This window comes from Hyphomonas sp., from assembly GCF_036964145.1.
Classification (GTDB): Bacteria; Pseudomonadota; Alphaproteobacteria; order Caulobacterales; family Hyphomonadaceae; genus Hyphomonas.
On the sequence record NZ_JBALUC010000005.1, the window covers coordinates 298298 to 320543 of the forward strand.

The following is a 22246-nucleotide window of genomic DNA, read 5'->3' on the forward strand; positions in this document are numbered from 1 at the left end:
GACAGTCACAGGGATGTGAGGGCTGTAAAAAAGCCCCCACAGCATGCTGCAGGGGCTTTCTTGTCAGGCGTCGCGCGGCAGATCAGGCCGCAGCGCGGGCAAGGTTGCGCAGCACATAGTGCAGGATGCCGCCATTGCGATAATAATCCAGCTCGTTCTCGGTATCGATGCGAACCGTCGTATTGGCGGTGAAGCTCGTGCCATCTTCGCGCGTGATAGCCACTTCGAGGGTCTGGCGCGGCTTGATGGATTCGATGCCCTTGATAGTTACCTGCTCCTTGCCGGTCAGGCCGAGCGATGCGGCGCTTTCACCGTCTGCGAATTCCAGCGGCAGGACGCCCATGCCGATCAGGTTCGAACGGTGGATCCGCTCAAAGCTGCCAGCGATCACAGCGCGAACGCCGAGCAGGACCGTACCCTTGGCCGCCCAGTCACGTGAGGAGCCGTTGCCGTAAAGATCGCCAGCAAACACAACAAGCGGCGTGCCTTCGGCTTCGTATTTCATGGCCGCATCATAGATCGGCATCTGCTCGCCGTCCGGATAGTGCACCGTCACGCCGCCTTCGACACCCGGAACCATCTGGTTCTTGATACGGATGTTGGCGAACGTGCCGCGCATCATGACTTCATGGTTGCCCCGGCGCGAGCCGTAGGAGTTGAAGTCCAGCGGAGAGACCTGGTGTTCCTGCAGGTAGACCCCAGCCGGGCTGGACGCCTTGATCGAACCGGCCGGTGAGATGTGGTCGGTCGTGATGGAATCGCCGAACAACGCCAGCACGCGGGCATTCTCGACATCCTTCGGCGCGTCGATGTCCAGGCCCATGCCTTCAAAGTAAGGCGGGTTCTGAACATAGGTGGAGGCTGGGGGCCAGCTATAGGTCTGGCCGCCAGACACTTCGATGCCCTGCCAGTGCTCGTCGCCCTTGAAGACGTCGGAATAGCGCTCGGCAAACATCTGCGGCGTCACAGCCTTGACCATGATCTCTGCGATTTCGTGCGAAGTCGGCCAGATGTCCTTCAGGAAGACGTCATTGCCATTCTTGTCCTTGCCCAGCGGATCCGTGGTCAGGTTCACGCGCAGCGAGCCCGCGATGGCATAGGCGACTACCAGCGGTGGCGAGGCAAGATAGTTGGCCTTGATGTCCGGGCCAATCCGGCCTTCGAAGTTCCGGTTGCCGGACAGGACCGAACAGGAGACGAGGTCACCATCGGCAATGGCCTGCGCCAGCGGCGCTTCGAGCGGGCCTGAGTTACCGATACAGGTGGTGCACCCATAGCCAACGAGGTTGAAGCCGAGGGCATCCAGCTCATCCGACAGGCCAGCCTTGTCGAGATAATCGGTCACGACCTGCGAGCCCGGCGCGAGGGAGGTCTTCACCCAAGGCTTGCGGTTGAGGCCCAGTTCGCGCGCCTTCTTGGCCACGAGGCCGGCGGCGATGAGGACGGATGGGTTGGATGTGTTGGTACAGGACGTGATGGCCGCGATGAACACATCGCCATGCGTGACGGTGTAGTCCTTGCCTTCAACGGCGATTGGCTCAGCAGCATCAGCCGCCTTGTCGAATTCCTTCGCCATGGCCTCGGCAAAGGCGGTGTCGCCTTCCGATAGCAGGACACGGTCCTGCGGACGCTTTGGTCCGGAGATCGATGGCACGACGGCGCCGAGGTCGAGTTCCAGCGTATCAGTGAAGATTGGCTCGACCTGTTCCGGGCGCCAATAGCCTTGCGCCTTGGCATAGGCCTCGACGAGGGCAACACGCTCGGCGTCACGGCCGGTATTGGTGAGGTATTTGACCGTGTCTTCATCAACCGGGAAGAAGCCACAGGTCGCGCCATATTCGGGCGCCATGTTGGAGATCGTTGCCTGATCTTCGAGGGTCAGGTTCGACAGGCCCGGGCCGTAGAATTCGACGAATTTGCCGACGACGCCCTTGGCGCGCAGCATCTGCACGACCGTCAGCACGAGGTCGGTCGCCGTCGCACCTTCGGCCATCTTGCCGTCGAGGCGGAAGCCGATGACTTCCGGGATCAGCATGGAGACTGGCTGGCCAAGCATGGCCGCTTCAGCTTCGATGCCGCCAACACCCCATCCGAGCACGGCGAGGCCGTTGATCATGGTCGTGTGCGAGTCGGTGCCGACGCAGGTGTCAGGATAGGCAACGGTTTCGCCGTCTTCATCCTTCGTCCAGACCGTCTGGCCGAGATATTCGAGGTTTACCTGGTGGCAGATGCCGGTGCCCGGAGGCACAACGCGGAAATTCTTGAACGCCGTGGAGCCCCAGCGCAGGAACTCATACCGTTCCTGGTTGCGCTTGTATTCGATCTCGACGTTCTTCTCGAAGCTGTTTTCGCCGCCAAAGCTGTCGACCATGACCGAGTGGTCAATGACGAGGTCGACCGGAACCTGCGGGTTGATCGCGTCTGCCGCCGCGCCGAGCTTCTGCGCAGCATCGCGCATCGCGGCGAGGTCGACCACGGCCGGAACGCCGGTGAAGTCCTGCATCAGCACGCGGGCCGGGCGATAGGCGATCTCGTGGCTGACACCGCCCTTGTTCTCAAGCCAGGATTTGAAGGCGAGAATGTCTTCCTTGGTGACGGTCTTGCCGTCTTCGTGGCGCAGCATGTTCTCAAGCAGGACCTTGAGAGACGCAGGCAGGCGGGAGACGTCGCCAAGACCGTTTTCTGCGGCTGCGGACAGCGAGAAATACGTGTAGGTCTTGCTACCGACGGTGAGTGTGCGTTTTGACTTGAAGCTGTCGAGGGACGGCATGGAGAGGGAACCTCGCGTCTGGAATTATCGATCTGCGGCGATGAGCCGCCGCGCTGGCCTGTCTCATATAGGCCCTAATGGATTGAGGCAATTGGGACAAAGGGTCTAAACGGGACATATGAGCGCCGGTTCACTTCTTTCCGCAGCCGATATTGGCATGATCCGCGGCGAACGCCTCCTGTTCCGGGGGGTGTCACTGTCCTTGGCGCCAGGCGAAGCGATTGTCCTGCGCGGACCTAATGGCGCCGGCAAGACGACCCTTCTGCGTATTCTCGCAGGTCTGACACAGGCCGAGACAGGAATGATTGACCGCAACGCGCCGCATCATTGGGTAGCGCATCGGGACGGATTGAAACCGCATGAAACACCGCGGGAGCATTTGACCCTCTGGGCACGCGCATGGGGAGAGCCTCAAACAGAAATTGAACCTCTCCTGGACAAAATGGGGCTTTCGCGTCCGTCAGATGTGCCCGCCAAGCATCTATCGGCCGGCCAGCGCCGCCGGACCGCCCTCGCCCGCCTGCATTTGGAAAACCGCCCGGTCTGGCTGCTGGATGAACCGCTGACTGCCCTTGATGCGGACGGAAAGGCCCTCTTGCTGGACATGATCTCCGCTCACCGCACCCAAGGCGGAGGACTTATTGCTGCCCTCCATGGCGAGCCTGAGTTTGAAATTGATATGCAGGTGGATATTTGAGCCCCGCGCCAATCCTTTCCGCGTTCCAGCAAGCGCTGGGCGAAGCCTGGGCGGGCGGCGCCGGCGCGCTGCTGCCGGTGGGCTTCTTCGCAGGGGCGGCTGTTCTCGTGCCACTGGGCGTCGGAACTGACCCGGAAACTCTGCGCGCGATTGGTCCCGGGATCCTGTGGGTTTCGCTGGCGCTTTCCAGCCTCGTGACACTGGAACGCATCTTTCAGGCGGACGCCGAAGATGGCTCGCTGGATCTCTGGTTACAGACCAGCGCCCCCGCCGCGTCCATAGCCGCAGCAAAGACATTCGCGCATTGGCTGACCGCTGGCCTGCCCCTCGCCCTGCTCTCTCCCCTGCTGCTCCTGATGTTCCAGGCACAGATTGGCGGCGCATTGGTTGAAAACATGCTGTACTATGCGATCGGCGGGCTCGCCTTCTATTTCTGGGGCGGTGTCGGCGCCGCGCTTGCTGCGACCGTACGCCGGGGCGGACTGTTGATCAGCCTCATCGCCCTGCCCCTCTACGTTCCAACTGCCATCTTTGGCGCCCTCGCCATGGGAGACGGCCCAAGCAGCGCCGCCGCCCCATTATTTCTCGCCGCCTCTACGCTGTTTGCGTTGGCTGTCGCACCATTTGCCATGGGTGCAGCCCTGCGCTTGGCGGCAGACTGAGGGAAGGGTATTCCGAACGCGATGTTTTCCTGGTTCGCCAATCCGCACCGTTTCCTTATGCTGTCCAGCTGGCTCGCGCCCCTGTTCTATGCGGCCGCAGCCCTGTTGATTGCATGGGGGTTCTGGCAAGGCCTCTGGATGGTCCCGAAGGATGACTATCAGGGCGGCGACATCATGCGGGTCATGTTCATTCACGTCCCGGCCGCATGGCTTGCGATGGCCAGCTATCTCGGTATGGCCGTGATGAGTTTCGTCTGGTTCATCTGGCGCCATGAAGTCGCAGACATTGCCGCCAAGGCGATTGCGCCGCTGGGCGCAACATGGACAGCGCTCTGCCTTGTCACGGGCGCGATCTGGGGCAAACCGACCTGGGGCACTTGGTGGCAATGGGATGACGCCAGGATGATGTCGGTCCTGTTCATGTTCTTCCTGTTCCTAGGCTATATGGCCCTGCGCGCCGCAATGGATACGCGCCAGAAGGCCGCCCGGGCGGGTGCGATCCTCGCCATGGTGGGAGCATTGAATGTGCCGCTGATCAAATTCTCCGTGGACCTCTTCACTTCCCTGCATCAGGACGCCAGCGTCATCACGGCGGAGGGTCCGAAGATGGCCGCCGTCTATCTCTGGCCATTGCTGATCAGCTCTCTGGGCCACTCGCTACTGTTTGCCGCCCTTGTCATGACGCTGATGCGGGCCGAAATATGGACTAGACGCGCAGCCCAGATTCGGGCTCGCCTGATGACAGGAGACTGATCCATGCTGCCAGACTTTGATTCCAATGCCGCATTCATCTGGGCGAGCTATTCGGTCGGCCTATTACTGATCGGTGCCGCAATGGTGTCCGTCATGATGAAGGCCCGCGCCGCGAAAACTCAACTTATCCGCATCGAAGCCCGCATCCGGGACCAGAAGCGCGGATGAAGCGGTGGCTCGCGATTGTCCCGGTCGGCGTCCTCGTCGTATTCGGAGCCATTGCCGCCGGCCAATTGATCAATCCCGAAAAGGGCGATTTCAGGCGCAATTTGCGCAGCGCGCCTGATACGGCATTCCCGACCCTCGATTCCGAACCCCTCACCTTCGCGCCCTCGCCAACCGGCGGGGCCATTGCCGTGAACCTGTTCGCCAGCTGGTGTGCGCCCTGTGAGGCGGAACACAAATATATTTCAGAGCTGTCAGCCGCCCATCCTGGGCAGGTCTTTGGCGTCCTCTACAAGGACAAGCTGGAGGATGGCCTCGCCTTCCTCGACCGGCTTGGCAATCCGTATACGCGGATCGCACTCGATCCGGACGGTCAGGGAGGGCTCGATTTCGGCCTGACCGGTGTGCCGGAAACATTCGTTATCTCAGCTGACGGTGAGATCATTGACCATGTTCAGGGCCCCCTGAACGAAAATTCGGTCAAAAAAATAGGCGAGGCGCTGAAAAGCGCCCCGCCGAATTAGATCCGTCTCCGGAACCTTACTTTTTCGTCGACTTGCGAGCCTTGCGGGCTGGAGCCTTCTTCGCAGGCTTGGTTGTCGTAGCCGCTTTGGCCTTAGGGGCCGCCTTGGCTTTGGCTTTAGGCGCAGCTTTCTTGGCCGGGGCCTTCTTCACAGCTGGCTTCGGTGCTGCTTTGGCAGCCGGAGCTTTCTTGGCAGCTGGTTTTTTCGCAGCCGGCTTGCGGGCCGGAGCTTTCTTGACGGCCGGCTTGGCAGCGGCTTTGGCGGCAGGAGCCGGAGCAGCTGGCTTCGGAGCAGGCGCTTCGACCTTGTCAGCTTCAGCAACCATGTCCTTCAGGCCGGACACGAGCGCAGCCTGCTTGGTTTTCGGCAGGGCTTCGAAAATGGCAGCGTCAGCCTTTTCGACAGCCGGAAGAGCTTTCTCGTAAGCTTTCTTGCCTTTGGACATCAGCGAAACGACCTTGGCGCGCTTGTCCGTCTTGGAGGCAACGCGCTTGATCAGGCCGGCCTTCTCCATACGGGCGACCATGTCAGCGAGCGTCGAGCGGTCGATGCCGGTTGCGTTGACCAAGTCAGACTGGCTCACGCCATCATTGCCGGACAGAGCGGCCAGGACAGAGAACTGACGCAGCGTGATGCCGGCAGAGGTGAGCGCGGAAGCGGATTCATTGGCCGCGAGTTGCTGGGCACGGTGCAGCAGGTGGCTCGGCGAAGTTTTGAGATTGTAAGTCATGATGAAGTGTATCTTTCTGTGTTCATTTAGGCGTTGGGCGCGATGGATAATCCGGTTAGTGGTCTGTTAAGTATAGGACCCGTGTGCGGATCAACATTTACCCAAATACGAGCAAGAGGCTTAAGGTTCGATGACGGATGAATTATCAAATGGTTTCTTTTCTCAAGATTTCAAACTGAAAATACCCGATGGCGACGACCGAATACGCCGTGTTTGCTCACATTGCCAGTTCGTAGACTACATAAATCCGAAAATTATTGCAGCTACGGTTGCGACAAAAGGTGACAAAATCCTGCTTTGCAAGCGCGCGATTGATCCGCGTAAAGGATTCTGGACCCTTCCCGCAGGGTTCATGGAGGAAGGGGAGACGGTCGAAGAAGCGGCTCGGCGCGAGGCGCAGGAAGAGGCAAATGCCGAAATCCGCATCGGTCAGGTACTCGCAATCTATTCAGTTCCCCGCATTGCACAGGTCCATGTCATGTTCCGGGCAGAGCTTGTGTCGGATATTTCAGCCGGTCCGGAGAGCGAGGAAGTCGGCCTGTTTGACTGGAAGGACATACCGTGGGCGAATCTTGCCTTCCCGACGGTCGTGTGGGCGCTGACCCATTTTGCGAGCGTTCGCCACAAGGCCGGCTTCCCGCCCTTTTCCAATCCGCCCGGCACCGAACACCTGACGCGCTAGGCTTCAGGCGTTTCAGCCTCAGGCTTGCGCATGTGCTTCAGCGTATACGGCGTATTGGCCAGCGCGAAGACAATCCCGATGACAATGTTCCCAAGCTTCCAGTTCGCCCAGGTCGCTTCGGAGAAGTTGCGCCAGAGGTATTCGTTCCACGCGGCCATGGCGACAAAGTAGAGCCCCCACCGGATGGCCAACGTTCTCCAGGCGTGATCCGGAAGATCGAAGAGCGTGTGAAACAACATCTTCCAGATGTTCCGGCCCACTGCGAGCCCCCCAAAGATCACACCCGCATACAGCAGATTGATGATGGTCGGCTTGATGAACAGGAAAAGCTTCGACTGAAGCAGGATCCCCGCAGTTCCGAACGCGCCGATCAGGGCGGAGGACACAATCAGAAAAGGCGGGATTCTCTCGCCGCGGATCAGTTTCTGGATAATCACGTATGCGGTGAAGATAATGAGCGCGCCCGTCGCCCAGTAGAGCGCGGTGTCTTTCGTGAAGAGCCCCTCCCCTTCCGGAAACCGCAGCATCACATTATAGATGCCGATAAAGGCAAGCGTTGGCCCGATCTCGGTCCAGATGCTCCCGGCTTTGGCCGTTGCATCGCTGAGCTCAGCCGAGCCTTCCGTGTCCTGTGTCTCTGTCATCACTTCTCTACGCATTGTTGCCGCTTATGGATTAGTCCCAAGCTGTAGCGCCTCTCAGACTATAGTCGACCTAACAAATCACGAATGGGCCTGTATTGTTTTGAAACAGGTCACGCACAAATTTGCATCGACAGGAGTCCGGCCGCCAGCAGGCCGGCTGCACATATTCGTCTGTACCCGAATCCCTCCTTCAGTAAAATTGCGCCGAGCACCGCCGCAAATACAACTGAGGTTTCTCTCAAGGCGGTCACGATCACCGCATCAGTCAGCGTGTAGGCATAGATTGCCAGGGCATAGGAGAATGTACCGAGGATTCCGCCGGCAAGCCCTCCCTTCCATTGTTTTGCGACAGCTGTGCGTATGCGCCCGCGGCGCTGGATCAGTGTAACGACCGTGACGCCGATCCAGTCCAGCAGGAACAACCAGACAACAAACGTCATGGGGTTGGGCATGGCCCGTGCAGCACGTGTGTCGGCCACCGCGTAGAGGCCGACGCCAAGCGCCGTCAGCACCGCCCAGATCAGCGCCTGCCGATCGAGCCGCCGCGTGCGGGCCGTTTTCCCGGTCGGCAGCGCAAAGAGGATGATCGAGAAACTGGCCACGCCCAGCCCGGCCATTTGCAGAACCGTCAGATGCTCCTGCAGGACAATGAGCGCAAAGCACGCCGTCGCCAGGGGCGCCAGGCCCCGCATGACTGGAAAGACCAGTGACAGGTCTCCACGATGCAGGGACCGCACAAGGCAGAACTGGTAGACCCAATGCACCATGACGGAGACAAGGATGAGCGGCCAGGTCTCTCGGGGCGGCGTTGGAACAAAGGGCGCGAAGGGCAGCACGCTGAGCCCCATCACGAGCGCCACGGCCATGCGCGCCGTCAGCACGTCCCCGCCCCGCTTCACGAACATGTTGGTCGCAGCAACCGTTACTGCGGACAAAAGGCACAGAACCACAGGCAGGAGCGTCATCGTCATCGCGGCGACCTATGCACGACTCGCTGACGCGTGGGAAGGATTTGACTCTTGCCCGGTTGAGGGTCTGACTCGCCTCAAACAAGAAACTCCGGAGGAAACCCATCATGACGCACGATCTGGTCTTGCGCGGCGGAACGATCATAGACGGCACAGGCGGCGAAAGCTTCGAGGGTGATGTCGCTGTTTCGAATGGGATGATCACGGAAATTGGCAACGTCGCGGGCCGGGGCATTGAAGAAATCGACGCCCGCGGACAAATCGTGACGCCCGGCTTTGTGGACATTCATACGCATTATGATGGCCAGGCGACCTGGACCGGCTCGATCAGCCCGTCATCCCTGCACGGCGTCACAACGGTGGTTATAGGCAATTGCGGCGTCGGCTTCGCACCCTGCAAGCCGGAAGACCATGATCGGCTAATCCGTCTGATGGAAGGCGTGGAGGATATCCCCTTCCCCGTCCTCGCCGAAGGCCTTCCCTGGAATTGGGAGAGCTTTCCCGATTATCTCGACAGCCTCTCAAATGGACAATTTGATGCTGACATCTGCGCCCAGCTGCCCCACGCCGCGCTGCGCGTCTATGTCATGGGAGAGCGCGGCGCCAACCGGGAGCCTGCTACGGAGGAGGACATTCGCCAGATGCGAGCCCTGGCAACCGAGGCGATCCTTGCAGGCGCCATCGGGTTTTCGACCTCCCGCACACTTAACCATCGCACAAGCGATGGTCAGCCGACGCCTACTCTCACCGCCAGTGAATCGGAACTGACCGGCATCGCTCAGGGCGTGGCAGACGCCGGGCGCGGTGTCCTGCAATTCGTGTCCGATTTTGACGATCCCGAGAAGGAGGCCGCCATGCTGCGCCGGATTGTCGAAGCAAGCAGGCGCCCCTTGTCAGTCTCTCTGGCTCAGGCAGATGTTGCCCCGGATGGCTGGCGGCGCCTGCTGGGCGCCATCGAACAAGCCGTCGAGGACGGCCTGCCGATGCGTGCACAGGTCGCGCCGCGTCCTGTGGGGGTTCTGCTGGGGTTCGAACTGACGCTGAATCCGTTCAGCGCGTATCCGGTTTACCGGGAAATCGCTGGCCTGCCTTTTGACGAACGCATCAAGCGGCTTCGCACAGAGGATTTCCGCAAACGATTGCTGGCCGACGCGCCGGACACAGATAATCCGTTCCTGAAAGTCATGCTGCGCAGCTTTGGCAAAATCTTCCAGCTCGACGACCCGGTGAATTACGAGCCCACCCCCGACCGTACCCTGGAAGCCATTGCGGCCCGCCGCGGTGTATCACCAGAAGAAGCCGCCCTCGACCTGATGCTGGAGCGCGACGGCCACGGCATGCTCTACCTGCCCTTCCTGAACTATTCCGGCGGCTCGCTCGATCCGTCCTATGAGATGATGCTCAGCCCGGCGACGCTGCCCGGCCTGTCGGATGGCGGCGCGCATGTCGGCATGATCTGTGATGGATCTTTTACCACCACGATGCTGACCCATTGGGTCCGCGACCGAACACGGGGGCCACGCATTCCCATTGAGCACATCGTGCACCGTCAGGCCCGCGCGACCGCCCAATGGATTGGCCTGAATGATCGCGGCCTGATCGCGCCCGGCTATCGTGCTGATCTGAACGTGATCGATCTGGCTAATCTCAAACTCCACTTGCCTCAAGTGGATTATGACCTGCCTGCTGGCGGCCGACGCCTGATGCAACATGCCTCAGGCTATACGGCGACCATCCTCAACGGACAGATTACCCACCGAGACGGAGATCCCACCGGCGCAAGACCAGGCCGCCTCCTTCGAGGGGCAAGGGAACCCCAATCGGCAGCCATCGCCGCCGAATAGTCAGTCTTTAAGTCCGACTAATGCCTTCGAGAAGGCTTCCGCGCTGAAGGGGCGGAGGTCTTCTGCCTTCTCGCCAATGCCGATGAAGTGAATTGGCAAATCATACGCCTCGGCGATGGCCACCAGCACACCGCCCTTGGCCGTGCCGTCGAGTTTGGTCATCACGAGGCCCGTCACTCCGGCCGTGTTTCGGAACGCCTCGACCTGTGACAGCGCGTTCTGGCCAACGGTAGCGTCCAGAACGAGAATAACATCATGTGGTGCCGTCGGGTCCAGCTTGCGCACGACACGGACGACTTTTTCAAGCTCGGCCATCAATTCAGCCTTGTTCTGCAGGCGTCCAGCCGTGTCTACCAGCACCAGATCGAGATCGTCCGCCTTCGCCTGTTCCATCGCCTCGTAAACAAGGCCTGCCGCATCGGCACCCGTAGGCTTTGACATGACCGGTATACCGGCCCGCTCGCCCCAGACCGTAAGTTGCTCAATCGCCGCCGCCCGGAATGTATCGCCGGCCACGAGCAGCGCTTTCGCCCCCTGCTCTGTCAGCTTGGAAGCAATCTTGCCGATTGTCGTCGTCTTGCCGGAGCCGTTAACCCCGACGAACAGAACAATGCGCGGACGCGGGCCTACGGAGAAGTCCACGATCTTTTCGCGAGGCTTCAGAACGTCGGTGATTTCATCCGCCAGCGCCTGTCGGATTTCGTCTTCGCTGATTTCCTTGTCGAACCGTTCCTTGGCGAGATTGCCCGTCACCCGCATCGCAACCTTGGCGCCGAGGTCGGACGTGATCAGAAGGTCTTCCAGCTCCTCAAGCGTCTCATCATCAAGCTTGCGGCGGCCGAATACAGCCAAGCCGGACGTCAGCCGCGCAGATGACCGAGACAGGCCAGACCCGAGTTTCGCGACAAAGCCCGGATCGTTCGCTTCGGCTTCCATGGCCGCACGTGCCGCCGCTTCGCGTTCAGCTCGCAAGCGCTCGCCCTCGCGCCGGTCTTCGAGCAATTTGAGTTCTGCAGCCGCCTTGGCCTGCGCCGCTTCGCGTTCTTCTTTGGCCTTGCGCGCGCGATCAGCTTCTTCGGCGAGACGCGCAGCCTCGGCATCGTCAGCGCGGGCTTGCGCGGCGGCGCGCGCCTCTTCTGCCTTGCGGGCCTCCTCGTCGAGGCGCTTCGCCTCTGCTGCGGCTGCCTCGGCCTCGCGCGCCTGTCGCTCTTCCCAGGCCTTGTTGGCTTCAGCGACCTTGCGCTCAATCTCTTCCTGTTCGGCAATCTTGCGCGCAGCTTCAGCTTCCTGGGCCGCCAGCTCATCCGCAGACAGCTCCGGCGATTCCATTGCTGCGCCAGCCTTTTTCAGCTCTTCTTCTTTTTTCTTTTTTCCGAACCAAAGGATCATGCGGTCAGCGCTCCGATCAGCTGTTTTCCATCCTGCCGGACTATACGGGCGCGCACCGGGCGTCCAGCATCGCCCGGATCACTCTCGAACTGCACCGGCGTGAAGTCCGGCAGACGCGCGGAGTTCCCGCGCTCGACCAGCGCTTCAACGGTCTGGCCGTCATATTTCCTGAGATGCCGCTCCAAAGCCGCCGCCCCGACGTCTCTCAGACGCGCGGCGCGCGCTTTCACCACGGCCTTATTGAGTTGCGGCATGCGGGCAGCCGGGGTGCCGGGACGCGGCGAATACGGAAAGACGTGCAGGAAGGACAAGCCGCAGTCTTCCACGAGCCGGGCCGAATTCTCGAAATGGGCTTCGGTCTCGGTCGGAAAACCGGCAATGATATCCGCGCCAAGGGCAATATCGGGTCGAACCGCGCGGAGACGGTCTGTCAGCGCAATGGCGTCGGCGCGCGAATGCCGCCGCTTCATGCGCTTCAGGATCAAATCGTCTCCGTGCTGAAGGGAAAGATGCATGAAGGGCGCGAGGCGCGCCTCGGCCATCGTCTCCATCAAGGCATCATCTATCTCGATGGCGTCGATGGAGGAAATGCGCAGCTGTTTCAACTTCGGCACCAGTTTCAGGATGCGCTGGACCAGATTGCCGAGTTGCGGCGCGCCCGGCAGGTCAGCGCCCCAGCTTGTGAGGTCCACGCCCGTCAGGACAACTTCATAATGGCCGGTCTCGACGAGCCGCCGGACCTGACTGACCACCTCCCCTGCCGGCACAGATCGGGAATTGCCGCGGCCATACGGAATGATGCAGAAAGTGCAGCGATGGTCACATCCATTCTGGACCTGGACATAAGCGCGGGCTCGACCTTCCATGCCATCAATCAGGTGTGCAGCGGTTTCCCGCACTGACATGATGTCATTCACGCGGACCTTTTCGTGCCCGCCCAGCAATTCGGCTGGCCGCCAGGTTTCCGCCTGCATCTTTTCATGATTGCCGATGACGCGCGTGACTTCCGGCATCTTTGCGAACATGTCCGGATCGATCTGCGCCGCACAACCCGTCACGAGGATCGGCGCGCCCGGATTGTCTTTAGCCGCCCGGCGAATGGTCTGGCGCGCACTGCGGACGGCCTCGGACGTGACCGCGCACGTATTGATGATCACCGCATCATTCAGGCCAGCATCGGTGGCATGGCCCCGCATCACCTCGGATTCATAGGTGTTGAGGCGGCATCCGAGCGTGATCAGCTGCGGGCTGGAAGGGGATTTGGTCTCAGTCATCGCGATGTGTTGCAGCGGACATCGCGCCGCCAGCCCAGCAAATCAAGGGATCTGTGCAGGATGAACCCTTTGCCCGGTTCAGATCTCGGTCTCGAATTCCAGTTCGACCGGCCCGGTCATGTAGACCCGGTCATCGGATTCCTGCCAGTCGATGATGAGCGTGCCGCCATCGAGAATGAGGTTGGCGCGGCGGTCGGTGAGCTTCGCCCGTGCTGCGCACACGAGCGCCGCGCACGCGCCGGTGCCACACGCCTTGGTCAGGCCTGCCCCGCGCTCCCAGACGCGAAGGCGAATGTTCTGCCGGTCAATGACCTGCGCGAACCCGACATTCACCCCTTCAGGAAAGGTCGGGTGCCATTCAACGAGCGGCCCGATGGCCGGAATGTCGTAATCGTCGATATTCTTCACGAAAAACACGGCGTGCGGATTGCCCATCGAGACCACTGCCGGACGGGAGAGCCAGGGATTGTCGATCGGTCCGACTTTCACATCAACGCCGCGGACGTCCATTTTCTCGGAAAGCGGAATGTCCTCCCATCCCATCAGGGGCGAGCCCATATCCACGGTGATCTGGCCATCTTCGGCGGCGAACGCCTTCAGCACATCTGCCTCGGTCTGAATCGAGACCTGGACCTTGCCGGTTTCGGCCAGTAACAGCTTGCCGACACAGCGCGACGCGTTCCCGCACGCGGACACTTCGCTGCCATCGGCGTTCCAGATGCGCATGAACACATCCCGCGCCACGTCACGCTCAAGCGCTATGATCTGGTCGGCTTTCAAATCCTCGGCAATCTGGCGCACCTGCTCGGTGCTCGGCACGAACGAGGTCGACCGGGCATCAAAAATGGCAAACGCGTTGCCGGCCCCATTCATTTTCCAGACTTTCATTCGCTTGCCCTTAGATGGTTTCCCGCGTCCAGAAAAGCGGAACTTCGTCTGTTGCCCGGCCCATTACCTGGCGTGTCACTTGGGAAGCCCGAAGGACACGATCCATCCCGCCACCTGAATCACCAGGGCCGTGATCAACGCGCCGCCGACGAGAGGATGTGAAACAAAAATAGCAAGGGCCACAGCGCCAAGACAGGCATAGTCGACCATGTCACTCGACATCAGCCACCCCTCGGGCTGCCTGTGTCGCCTTACGTCAAAGAGCGTGACGGTTCGCCAGATACGCCCCATATCGGGCGGGCCGAAGGCTTCCTGCAGCTTCTTGGGATCACGGATGCCGGTCATCTCTGCAAGATCACCGACGGTGGCTTCGCCCAGCGCCACATTGCGCTTGCGCGCCGACGTGCCAATCAGGCTGACAATTGCCGACAACACCACCGCGATCGCGATGGCGAACAGGGTGAAATCGTCAAATGGCCCATATCCGCTCATGCGGGCTTATATAGGTGCTGACCTTGCCTGCCGAAAGCGCTCGCTTCAGACCGTCGGAACTGTTCCTCCATCAATAATGTATTCCGCGCCAGTGATCGCGCCGGCACGTGAGGAGGACAGGAAGATTACCAGGTCAGCGACTTCCTCCGGTTTCGACGGTCGCCCGAGAGGTATCCCGCCCAGCGACTGCATGAGCTTGCCTTCGGCTTCCGCATAATTGCTGCCATCTGCGCGGGCGATCCGATTGACCAGATCAACCGCAGCTTCCGTCTCTATCCAGCCCGGCGAAACCCGCATAACGCGAACTCCCTTCGGCCCGACTTCCTTGGACAGGCTCTTGCTGTAGGCAGACAATGCCGCCTTGGCGGAGGCGTAAGCGGTCGTTGCGTCCGGCAAAGGCATCAGGCGCTGGATCGAACTAATGTGAATGATTGTACCAGACCCCTGTGCGATCATCCCCGGCAGAAGCGCACGGTCCAGCCGCACCGCCGGCATTAGATTGCGGTCCAGCTCGTGCTGCCATGTTACATCGTCCAATACCGCAAACCCGCCGGACGGTGCGTCCGATCCGCCAACCACATGCACAATGACGTCAACGCCGCCCAGGAGCGCAATCACCTCGTGGGCAAGCTGCGCGCATCCTTGAGCCGTGTTCAGATCAGCCGCTACGAACTGCACGCCCACCGGCAATTCTTGTGGTTGGCTGCGCGCGGTTGTCAGGATGTTGGCGCCCTGCTCTGCGAATGAATCCACAACCGCGCGGCCTACCCCTTTTGTCCCACCCGTGACCAGGACACGACGACCAGTCAGACCCAGATCCCAACTCATGGCCGGATCTCAAGTGACGCGATACGGTCATCGGCAAGCGTGAAGAAATAGCGCAACTGCACAGGGCTTCCGGGAAAGCTGCCTTCGACGTTTCCAGTCACGACATATCGCTGGCCGTCCTGCTCGGCTTCCAGCGGGGTCACCTGATAGGACGTTGCCGCCTTGGCTTCCTGCTTCCACGCCTGAATGGCCGCGAGACCTTTATGGGTCCTGCTTTCGTCAATCACGACTGCGTCTGTGGCAAACAAGTCTGCCATCCCGGCAGTACCGTTTGACGACTCAGTCTCGAAATAACGACGGATCGGTTGGGGAAGTTCGATAGCCATAGGCACCTCCTGATAGTAGCCCGGAATGGACTGTCTTGCGGGAATGCCGATATCGATCTAACCAGAACAAATGACAAGTACGGACAAAAAAGTAGGGTACTTACCTAAAAGTATGCGCCCTGAGTACACACCGCAAACGGCCGCGCATGACGTGGAAGCCGCTTTTCAGATACTGGAAGGCCGGTGGAAAATGATCATCCTGTTTCATCTCTTCGGCGAACGCCTGATGCGGTTTTCGGATCTTGAGCGCGCCATTCCGGCCATTTCCCAAAAGATGCTGATCCAGCAGCTGCGCAAGCTGGAAGCCGACGGTGTCATACGCCGCATTGTCCATCACCAGGTGCCGCCGAAAGTGGAATATGGCCTCACCGACTGGGGTGAACAGCTCTGCCCGGCGCTCGATGCACTTCTGCTATGGGCCGAGCAGAAACCGCCAGAGACGCCGTAACCTAACGCTTGCGCGGAATAGCGGCCCAATAGTCGAAGTCGAGCAGAACGCCGTCGGCATACTTTTCATCTTCGCCCTTGTAGGCGAAGGCACCGGGGTCCTGGTCCTTCACCGCCACGAGGCGCAGGCGTAGCGCGCCAACCTTGTCGGACAGTTCCGCCGTCTCCAGCACTTCGCTCCACGCATAGATCGTGTCACCCGCAAACAGCGGGCTGACATGGCTGCCGGCATTGATGGCCAGCATGTGCCCTGCATTGGCGAGGCCGTTAAAGGACAGTGACCGCGCAATGGATATCACCACGCCGCCATAGATCAGGCGCTTGCCGAACCGGCTCGATTTCTGGCCATGCGCATCGAAATGGACCTTGGCGGTGTTCTGGTAGAGGCGTGTCGCAATCTGGTGCTCGGCCTCTTCCACGGTCATGCCATCGACATGATTGATCTTCTCGCCCACTGCATAATCTTCGAACATGTATTCGCTGCCGGCGAGGGATGTGTCCCAAGTCTCCATGGAGGCAAACCCGGACAATTCGGCCCCGGGCACACTCTTCGGCAGGTCGGGGATCACCACGTCCGGCGCCGGCGCGCTGGCCTCCCGCTTGTTGACCATGACCCAGCGCACAAAGGACATGACCTCTTCGCCGCGCTGGTTGCTGCCACGTGTGCGTACCCAGACGACGCCGGTCCTGCCATTCGAATTCTCTTTCACACCAATCACTTCGGAAACGGTGTTCAGCGTATCGCCCGGCAGGACGGGTTGGGAGAAGCGGCCATCGGCATAGCCAAGGTTGGCCACCGCGTTCAAGGACACATCCGGCACGGACTTGCCGAACACGACATGGAAAGCGTGCAGCGGATCAATCGTGAGACCCGGATAGCCGGCCGACTTCGCGAATTCAGATGAGGAATACTGGACAAACCGGCCGCCCGTCAGCGCCCGATAGAGGGCGATATCGCCTTCAGTCAGCGTCTGGGGCGTCGCATGCACGAGGGGCATGCCCACGAAAAAATCTTCGAAGAAATGGCCGGGATTGGATTTCGATGTGCTGGTCATGCGCCCCTCAAGTGGAAAAGGGGCAAGACTTCCCGGCGTCAGGCCTGGATTTGCCCCATATACAGATCAGCCAGCACCTGACCGCCAGTAGGCGAGGAAATCAAGGCGGGTGAGACGAAGGGCAGCAGGAAGAGCGCAATGATAGCGGTCCCAAGCAGGCCGGCCATCATTTGCTGTTCACGATTGTCCGCAAAGTCTTCCAGCATGCGGGGACCGGCCAGCATGTAGGACACACCAAAGGTGCAGAATACGGAAAAGGCGATCAACAGCGCCGCAAGGGTCATGAACAGGATCATGCCGCCTGTCTTGCCATGCAGATATTGAATCTTCGCGTGGGAGATCGATGAAATTTCATCGATCTTCCCGCAATATCAGCTGTGTAATGCTATTTCAGCTTGAGCAGTTTCTCGATCGGACGGCCGAGCACGGCCTTCTTGCCGACGATGCCGATGGGGCGCTGGATGATCTTTGGATTGGCGGCCATCGCCTGGAAGATCTCGTCATCTGTCGAAGACGCATCGATGCCAAACTCTGCCGCGTTCTTCTCCCGCAGGAACTCACGCGGCGAACTGGCCCCCATCTTTTTCGCGATGTCCTTCAACTCATCCAGGCTGAGCTGTTCAGAGGCATTCATGTATTTCCGGACCTCCGGCTCGATGCGGTTCTCCTGCAACAGGGCGAGCCCCTTGCGCGACGTGCTGCAGCCGGAATGGTGAAGAAGTGTGTAGGTCATGCGTATTCCTGAATGTGTCGGTTTACCATGCGAATGCCCGAGAGCATTGGGGATCAGCTCTCAAAAGCGCGGATTGCTTCATCCATGGCGACGGTCCGGCGGGCTTCGTCCAGATGGAGCAATTCGGTCATCTTGCCGTTCACCTTCAGCACGCCCTTGCCGGCGTTTTCCGGGTCGGCGAACGCCTCGATCACGGCCTGCGCATGTTCCACATCATGCGGACTCGGCGCGAAGACGCGATTGGCCGTATCGAGCTGTGACGGATGGATCAGCGTCTTACCGTCAAAGCCGAGGTCCCGTCCCTGCTCGCACTCGTCGATCAGGCCCTGCTCATTCTTGATGTCATTGTAGACGCCATCAATCGCGACGATGTTGTAGGCGCGCGCCGCAGCCATGCTCATGCCCAGAGCAGTCTGGAAAGCCAGCCGGTCCGGCGTCATCCGGGCCCGGTATTCCTTGGCAAGGTCGTTTGTCCCCATCACAAACGTCGTCATGCGGGTGCGGCCAACGGCTTCGGCAATATCCTGGATGTTCAGGATCGCCTTGGGCATCTCGATCATCACCCACAGTCCCATCTCGGCCGGGGCGCCGGCGCGACTCATCGCGTCGTCGAGACGATCAATGTCGCTGCCATCAATCACTTTGGGCGCAAGCAGGGCATGTGCTCCGGCTTCCACGGCCATCTTCAAATCCGCCTGGCCCCATTCGGTATCCAGCCCGTTCATCCGGACCACGATTTCACGGTGGCCATAGCCCCCTGCGCTCACTGCGGCCCGGATTGTGTCACGCGCGGTTTCCTTGGCCTCTGGTGCCACGGCGTCTTCCAGATCCATGATGACCGTATCGGCGGGCAGCGTCTTCGCCTTTTCCAGGGCGCGCTCATTGGCGCCGGGCATGTAGAGGCAGGATCGGCGGGGACGGTGGACGTGGGACATATGTGACAACTCCTTGACCTGAACTGTCCATTTGATGCGTGATTGCGAGCCGAATACTCGTCCCACATTGCACCGAGATGGACCAATGATGTTTCGCCTGCTCTTACTGGCTCAAATCTTCCTGTTTTGCGAGCCTGCCTTTGCGAAACCCATTACGCTGATCGAGTTTCGCGACGAATTCCTCATACGGGAATTCCAGTCCGTCAAAATCGGGTACATCGACACGCATCCCACAATGTCCGCAGCGGTGGACAAACAGGGGTTCGAGGCCGTGCTGCGGGAATGTTCCCAGATTGACGGCACCTGCCAGGCGGCCCGCTTCACCGCCTGCCGGGACCTGCCCGGCTATTCGCGGCTGGAAACGCTGGAACTCGCCAACCAGATGAATGAAGGCTTCAACCCCGGAACCGCCTACGCGAAAAAGGGTCGCTCTCCGAGCGGGATATGCGTGAGGTTCCATGTCTCCTTTCGGGGAGAGGATGATTTCGGCCTCAGGCAAATCTTCGAATGGCAGCAGGCGCTGGAGGATTTCATAGCCTCCGTAGACAGCGACCTCACCAGCCGTATTGCCGCCGATGTGCGGACCCTGGTTCAGCCCTAACGCTTGTCGGCCAGTTCGGTTTGTGCGAGCCAACACCGATGAACGACACAACATCTGACAGCTGGCCAGTGGCCGGACATACCGACAGCGGCTTCGAATCCGTTCGCCGCATCTTCGAACAAAACTTCGAGCATGGCGAGGAGCTCGGCGCGGGATTCGCTGTCATCAAGGATGGCCAAACCGTCGTAAACTTGGTCGGTGGCTGGGCTGACCGGAAAAAGGAGACCGCTTGGTCGGACACCACCCTCGTACCGGTCTATTCGACCACCAAAGGTATCGCAGCCATCGTCCTGGCCCATCTGGTGGAGCGCCTGCCCGGCGGTTTCGAAACGCCCGTGGCCGATGTCTGGCCCGAATTTGCAGCCAATGGAAAAGGCGCGATCACCATTGCCGAAGTTGCGAGTCATCAGGCCGGCCTGCCCGGCTTTCCCGAAGAGATTGACCCTGAGCTCTGGCTCGACCCGCCCGCCTGCGCCGCCGCGCTGGCGGACCTCGCCCCCATGTGGCCGCTTGGCAGCGCGCATGGCTACCATCCCCTCAGCTGGGGCTATCTGGTCGGCGAGATCGCACGGCGCATCAGCGGCGAAACGCTCGGGACCACACTGAAATCCCTGTTTCCGCACGTCGACTTCATGATCGGCACCCCGGCCAGCGAGCATGATCGCTGCGCCGATATCCAGCGTCCGCGCGACCTCGCAGACCTCGGTGAAATCACCCCTCCGAGGCGGGCAGCATTCGTCAGCAAATGGTCCGCCCCGAACCGGGGAGGCGCGATCTGGCGCGAGATCGAAATCCCCTCGGCAAATGGCCACGGCACAGCCCTGTCGGTCGCCCAGATCTATGAGACCTATACGCAGGGTGGCGCAGGCATCATGGGGGAAACAATTTTCGACGCCCTGACCACCGCCCGCACACATGGGCCGGATCTCGTCCTGCCCATGATCACCAGTTTCGGCGCAGGCATCATGCACAACACGCATGGCCTGTTCGGGCCTGAGCCCACGACACTCGGCCATTCCGGCTGGGGCGGGTCCATGGCAATCGCCGACCAGCGACATGGCCTGACCTGCGCCTATGTCATGAACAAGCAGTCCAACATCCTTGTCGGGGATCCACGGGCGGTGCGGCTCGTCGAAGCCGTTTATGACTGCCTCTGATCCATGTTCGATCATATTGACTGGATAGCTTTCCTGATCGCCATGGCGGCGGTCGAACTGACACCGGGCCCAAATATGGGATGGCTGGCAGCCCTGTCGGCCCAATATGGGCGCGCGGCCGGCTTGCGCGCTGTCGTGGGGATTACGCTGGGCCTGACGGTCCAGCTGCTTGCAGCGGCCACAGGGCTCTCCACACTGCTCGCCGAGCTGCCGGTGCTTTACGAAGCGCTGCGCTGGGCGGGGGTGGCCTTCATGATCTATCTCGCCTTCGAGGCCTGGCGCGATACGGGATCGGTGTCACCACTCAATCGCAACCGGGCGGCTGGTTTCTGGCGCGGACTGGTCGCCAATCTGCTGAATCCCAAGGCGCTCGTATTCTATCTCGTTGTTGTCGGGCAATTCGCGAGTGACCATGCCGGCCCAATCTGGGTGCAGATTGTTGCACTCGGCGTCATCCATCTCGCCTTGGCGACAACCATTCACACGACCATCGTAATGGCGGGGGACCGGTTCGGACAAAAACTGGAAGCCTACCGCACGGCGCCTGTCGTGCGCGCGACTTTCGCGCTCATGCTGTTCGGAATCGCCATCTGGATTGGCATTTCGACCGGCCGGCCGGCTACCTGATTGGCATGCGCCTTGCGAGGGCATGTGTGGAGGCAACTCCAATCATGCAAAATTCCCTCATGCTCCGGTGTCCCAACAGACCGGAGCATTTTTTTCAGCTGACTCGCGCCGCGCGCGCGAGCCGCCGGGCCTTGGCGTCGCCCATGACACTGTCGGCGGTAAAGATCGCCAGCGCCGTCCAGATGAAGCCGAAAGCTGCCGCATGGGTCCAGCCGAACGGCTCCCGGAAGATCAGGACCGCGATCAGGAACTGAATCGTCGGCCCGATATATTGCATCATGCCGACCGTTGAGAGCTTCAACCGCCGCGCGGACAAGGCAAACAGGATCAATGGGATCGACGTGATCGGTCCGGCCGCCATCAGCAGTGCGATATCCCAGCCGCCCTCCCCGAAGACATGAGCTTCAGGCTGCCGCGACACCCAGACGAGCCAGACCAGAGCCAGCGGCGCAAGCAGCAGCACTTCCATCAGGAAGCCGGCCCGGCTGTCGATCGCGACCTGTTTCCGGATCAGGGAATAGACCGCAAACGTCATGCACAGGAAGAGCGCCACCCAGGGGATGTGGCCAAAGGCGATTGTCATGATGCCGACGCCGATCGTGGCGATGCCGACCGCAATCCATTGAGCCAGCCGCAACCGCTCCGAGAAGAAGATCATGCCGAACAGGACGTTGACCAGCGGGTTGATGTAATAGCCCAGCGAGGCCTCAACGGTCCGGTCTGCGTTGACGGCCCAGATATAACAGCCCCAGTTCGCGCCGATCAGCGCCCCTGACACACCGAGCCATTTCAGCTTGTCCCATTTCAATGCGGTACGCACATCGCGCCAGTTCGCCGCCAATGCGATGAAGATCAGCGCCGTAGGAATGGACCAGACCACGCGATGCGCCAGAAGATCCGGCGCGCTGATATGCTTCATCAGCCGGATGTAGAGCGGCAAGCTCCCCCAGATGAAATAGGCTCCCAGGCCCGCAAAGAATCCCAAGCGTGTTTCAGTGTTCATGACACCGGCCTCTAGCAGGGCGGGAAGGCGCTAGCCACCCGATTCAGACTGT

General features: G+C 60.5%; 26 protein-coding genes. 11 read left to right on the forward strand and 15 right to left on the reverse strand.

The window, feature by feature from the left end:
* Positions 1 to 82: 82 nt before the first annotated feature.
* Positions 83 to 2770 (reverse strand): aconitate hydratase AcnA, encoded by a 2688-nt coding sequence (acnA, locus tag V7660_RS15815; RefSeq protein ID WP_335604017.1) that lies wholly within the window; start codon positions 2768 to 2770, stop codon positions 83 to 85.
* 118 nt (positions 2771 to 2888) lie between these two features.
* Between acnA and ccmA the strand changes: the two genes are divergently transcribed.
* Genes ccmA through V7660_RS15840 form a run of 5 tightly spaced genes read left to right on the forward strand, consistent with a single transcriptional unit; the run spans position 2889 to position 5571 of the window.
* A complete protein-coding gene (gene ccmA, locus V7660_RS15820) occupies positions 2889 to 3467 on the forward strand; it encodes a heme ABC exporter ATP-binding protein CcmA (RefSeq protein WP_335604018.1) in 579 nt (192 codons plus the stop codon).
* A complete protein-coding gene (gene ccmB / locus V7660_RS15825; RefSeq protein ID WP_335604019.1) occupies positions 3464 to 4129 on the forward strand; it encodes a heme exporter protein CcmB in 666 nt (221 codons plus the stop codon). The genes ccmA and ccmB overlap by 4 nt, the downstream gene beginning before the upstream one ends.
* A gap of 21 nt (positions 4130 to 4150) precedes the next feature.
* Entirely contained in the window at positions 4151 to 4882 is a 732-nt protein-coding gene (ccmC, locus tag V7660_RS15830) for a heme ABC transporter permease CcmC (protein WP_335604020.1), read from the forward strand.
* A gap of 3 nt (positions 4883 to 4885) precedes the next feature.
* Positions 4886 to 5050 (forward strand): heme exporter protein CcmD, encoded by a 165-nt coding sequence (locus tag V7660_RS15835; RefSeq protein ID WP_335604021.1) that lies wholly within the window; start codon positions 4886 to 4888, stop codon positions 5048 to 5050.
* Entirely contained in the window at positions 5047 to 5571 is a 525-nt protein-coding gene (locus V7660_RS15840; RefSeq protein WP_335604022.1) for a redoxin family protein, read from the forward strand. The genes V7660_RS15835 and V7660_RS15840 overlap by 4 nt, the downstream gene beginning before the upstream one ends.
* A 16-nt stretch (positions 5572 to 5587) precedes the next feature.
* Here the strand turns inward: V7660_RS15840 and V7660_RS15845 are convergent, their stop codons facing one another.
* Positions 5588 to 6301, reverse strand: a complete 714-nt coding sequence (locus V7660_RS15845) for a MarR family winged helix-turn-helix transcriptional regulator (protein ID WP_335604023.1) — start codon at positions 6299 to 6301, stop codon at positions 5588 to 5590.
* A 130-nt stretch (positions 6302 to 6431) separates the two neighbouring features.
* On the opposite strand from V7660_RS15845, the gene V7660_RS15850 reads away from it, so the two are divergent.
* Positions 6432 to 6983: an NUDIX hydrolase gene (locus V7660_RS15850; protein WP_335604024.1), complete on the forward strand. Its 552-nt coding sequence runs from the start codon at positions 6432 to 6434 to the stop codon at positions 6981 to 6983.
* Here the strand turns inward: V7660_RS15850 and V7660_RS15855 are convergent.
* Both V7660_RS15855 and V7660_RS15860 read right to left on the reverse strand, forming a co-directional pair.
* Positions 6980 to 7627 carry an inner membrane-spanning protein YciB gene (locus tag V7660_RS15855; protein WP_335604025.1) on the reverse strand — a complete coding sequence of 216 codons (648 nt, stop codon included), beginning with the start codon at positions 7625 to 7627 and terminating at the stop codon, positions 6980 to 6982. The two genes, V7660_RS15850 and V7660_RS15855, sit on opposite strands and share 4 nt — an antisense overlap.
* 110 nt (positions 7628 to 7737) lie before the next feature.
* On the reverse strand, positions 7738 to 8598 hold the full coding sequence (locus V7660_RS15860; protein ID WP_335604026.1) for a DMT family transporter: 861 nt from the start codon (positions 8596 to 8598) through the stop codon (positions 7738 to 7740).
* 104 nt (positions 8599 to 8702) lie between these two features.
* Here V7660_RS15860 and V7660_RS15865 point away from each other — a divergent pair, with 104 nt between their 5' ends.
* On the forward strand, positions 8703 to 10439 hold the full coding sequence (locus tag V7660_RS15865) for an N-acyl-D-amino-acid deacylase family protein (protein ID WP_335604027.1): 1737 nt from the start codon (positions 8703 to 8705) through the stop codon (positions 10437 to 10439).
* Here the strand turns inward: V7660_RS15865 and ftsY are convergent, their stop codons facing one another.
* From ftsY to V7660_RS15895, 6 genes are all read right to left on the reverse strand, one after another.
* Positions 10440 to 11828, reverse strand: a complete 1389-nt coding sequence (ftsY, locus tag V7660_RS15870; RefSeq protein WP_335604028.1) for a signal recognition particle-docking protein FtsY — start codon at positions 11826 to 11828, stop codon at positions 10440 to 10442. It abuts the gene before it with no gap.
* Entirely contained in the window at positions 11825 to 13102 is a 1278-nt protein-coding gene (gene mtaB, locus V7660_RS15875) for a tRNA (N(6)-L-threonylcarbamoyladenosine(37)-C(2))-methylthiotransferase MtaB (RefSeq protein WP_335604029.1), read from the reverse strand. The genes ftsY and mtaB overlap by 4 nt, the downstream gene beginning before the upstream one ends.
* A gap of 78 nt (positions 13103 to 13180) precedes the next feature.
* Complete coding sequence (gene dapF / locus V7660_RS15880) at positions 13181 to 13990, reverse strand: diaminopimelate epimerase (protein ID WP_335604030.1); 810 nt, start codon at positions 13988 to 13990, stop codon at positions 13181 to 13183.
* A 75-nt stretch (positions 13991 to 14065) separates the two neighbouring features.
* On the reverse strand, positions 14066 to 14482 hold the full coding sequence (locus V7660_RS15885; RefSeq protein ID WP_335604031.1) for a hypothetical protein: 417 nt from the start codon (positions 14480 to 14482) through the stop codon (positions 14066 to 14068).
* Between the two features lie 45 nt (positions 14483 to 14527).
* Positions 14528 to 15310 carry an SDR family oxidoreductase gene (locus V7660_RS15890; RefSeq protein ID WP_335604032.1) on the reverse strand — a complete coding sequence of 261 codons (783 nt, stop codon included), beginning with the start codon at positions 15308 to 15310 and terminating at the stop codon, positions 14528 to 14530.
* Positions 15307 to 15636, reverse strand: coding sequence for a nuclear transport factor 2 family protein (locus tag V7660_RS15895; RefSeq protein WP_335604033.1), 330 nt, complete (start codon positions 15634 to 15636; stop codon positions 15307 to 15309). Before V7660_RS15895 ends, V7660_RS15890 begins: the two co-directional genes overlap by 4 nt.
* A 70-nt stretch (positions 15637 to 15706) precedes the next feature.
* Between V7660_RS15895 and V7660_RS15900 the strand changes: the two genes are divergently transcribed.
* Entirely contained in the window at positions 15707 to 16084 is a 378-nt protein-coding gene (locus V7660_RS15900) for a winged helix-turn-helix transcriptional regulator (RefSeq protein ID WP_442910053.1), read from the forward strand.
* Between the two features lies 1 nt (position 16085).
* On the opposite strand, the gene V7660_RS15905 is transcribed toward V7660_RS15900, so the two are convergent.
* From V7660_RS15905 to V7660_RS15920, 4 genes are all read right to left on the reverse strand, one after another.
* Positions 16086 to 17138: a MaoC family dehydratase gene (locus V7660_RS15905; RefSeq protein WP_335604035.1), complete on the reverse strand. Its 1053-nt coding sequence runs from the start codon at positions 17136 to 17138 to the stop codon at positions 16086 to 16088.
* Between the two features lie 38 nt (positions 17139 to 17176).
* The gene (locus tag V7660_RS15910; protein ID WP_335604036.1) at positions 17177 to 17434 is read right to left on the reverse strand and encodes a hypothetical protein; all 258 of its coding nucleotides are present in this window, start codon (positions 17432 to 17434) and stop codon (positions 17177 to 17179) included.
* An 89-nt stretch (positions 17435 to 17523) separates the two neighbouring features.
* On the reverse strand, positions 17524 to 17871 hold the full coding sequence (locus V7660_RS15915) for an ArsC/Spx/MgsR family protein (RefSeq protein ID WP_335604037.1): 348 nt from the start codon (positions 17869 to 17871) through the stop codon (positions 17524 to 17526).
* A gap of 53 nt (positions 17872 to 17924) precedes the next feature.
* Entirely contained in the window at positions 17925 to 18806 is an 882-nt protein-coding gene (locus V7660_RS15920; RefSeq protein ID WP_335604038.1) for an HpcH/HpaI aldolase/citrate lyase family protein, read from the reverse strand.
* Between the two features lie 85 nt (positions 18807 to 18891).
* Between V7660_RS15920 and V7660_RS15925 the strand changes: the two genes are divergently transcribed.
* From V7660_RS15925 to V7660_RS15935, 3 genes are read left to right on the forward strand one after another with little or no spacing between them, the layout of a single operon-like run.
* Positions 18892 to 19407, forward strand: a complete 516-nt coding sequence (locus V7660_RS15925) for a hypothetical protein (protein WP_335604039.1) — start codon at positions 18892 to 18894, stop codon at positions 19405 to 19407.
* Positions 19408 to 19445: 38 nt separating this feature from the next.
* A complete protein-coding gene (locus V7660_RS15930) occupies positions 19446 to 20564 on the forward strand; it encodes a serine hydrolase domain-containing protein (RefSeq protein WP_335604040.1) in 1119 nt (372 codons plus the stop codon).
* A 3-nt stretch (positions 20565 to 20567) separates the two neighbouring features.
* Entirely contained in the window at positions 20568 to 21191 is a 624-nt protein-coding gene (locus tag V7660_RS15935; protein WP_335604041.1) for a LysE family translocator, read from the forward strand.
* A 94-nt stretch (positions 21192 to 21285) separates the two neighbouring features.
* Here V7660_RS15935 and rarD read toward each other — a convergent pair whose 3' ends face one another.
* Positions 21286 to 22194, reverse strand: coding sequence for an EamA family transporter RarD (gene rarD / locus V7660_RS15940; protein WP_335604042.1), 909 nt, complete (start codon positions 22192 to 22194; stop codon positions 21286 to 21288).
* Between the last annotated feature and the right edge of the window lie 52 nt (positions 22195 to 22246).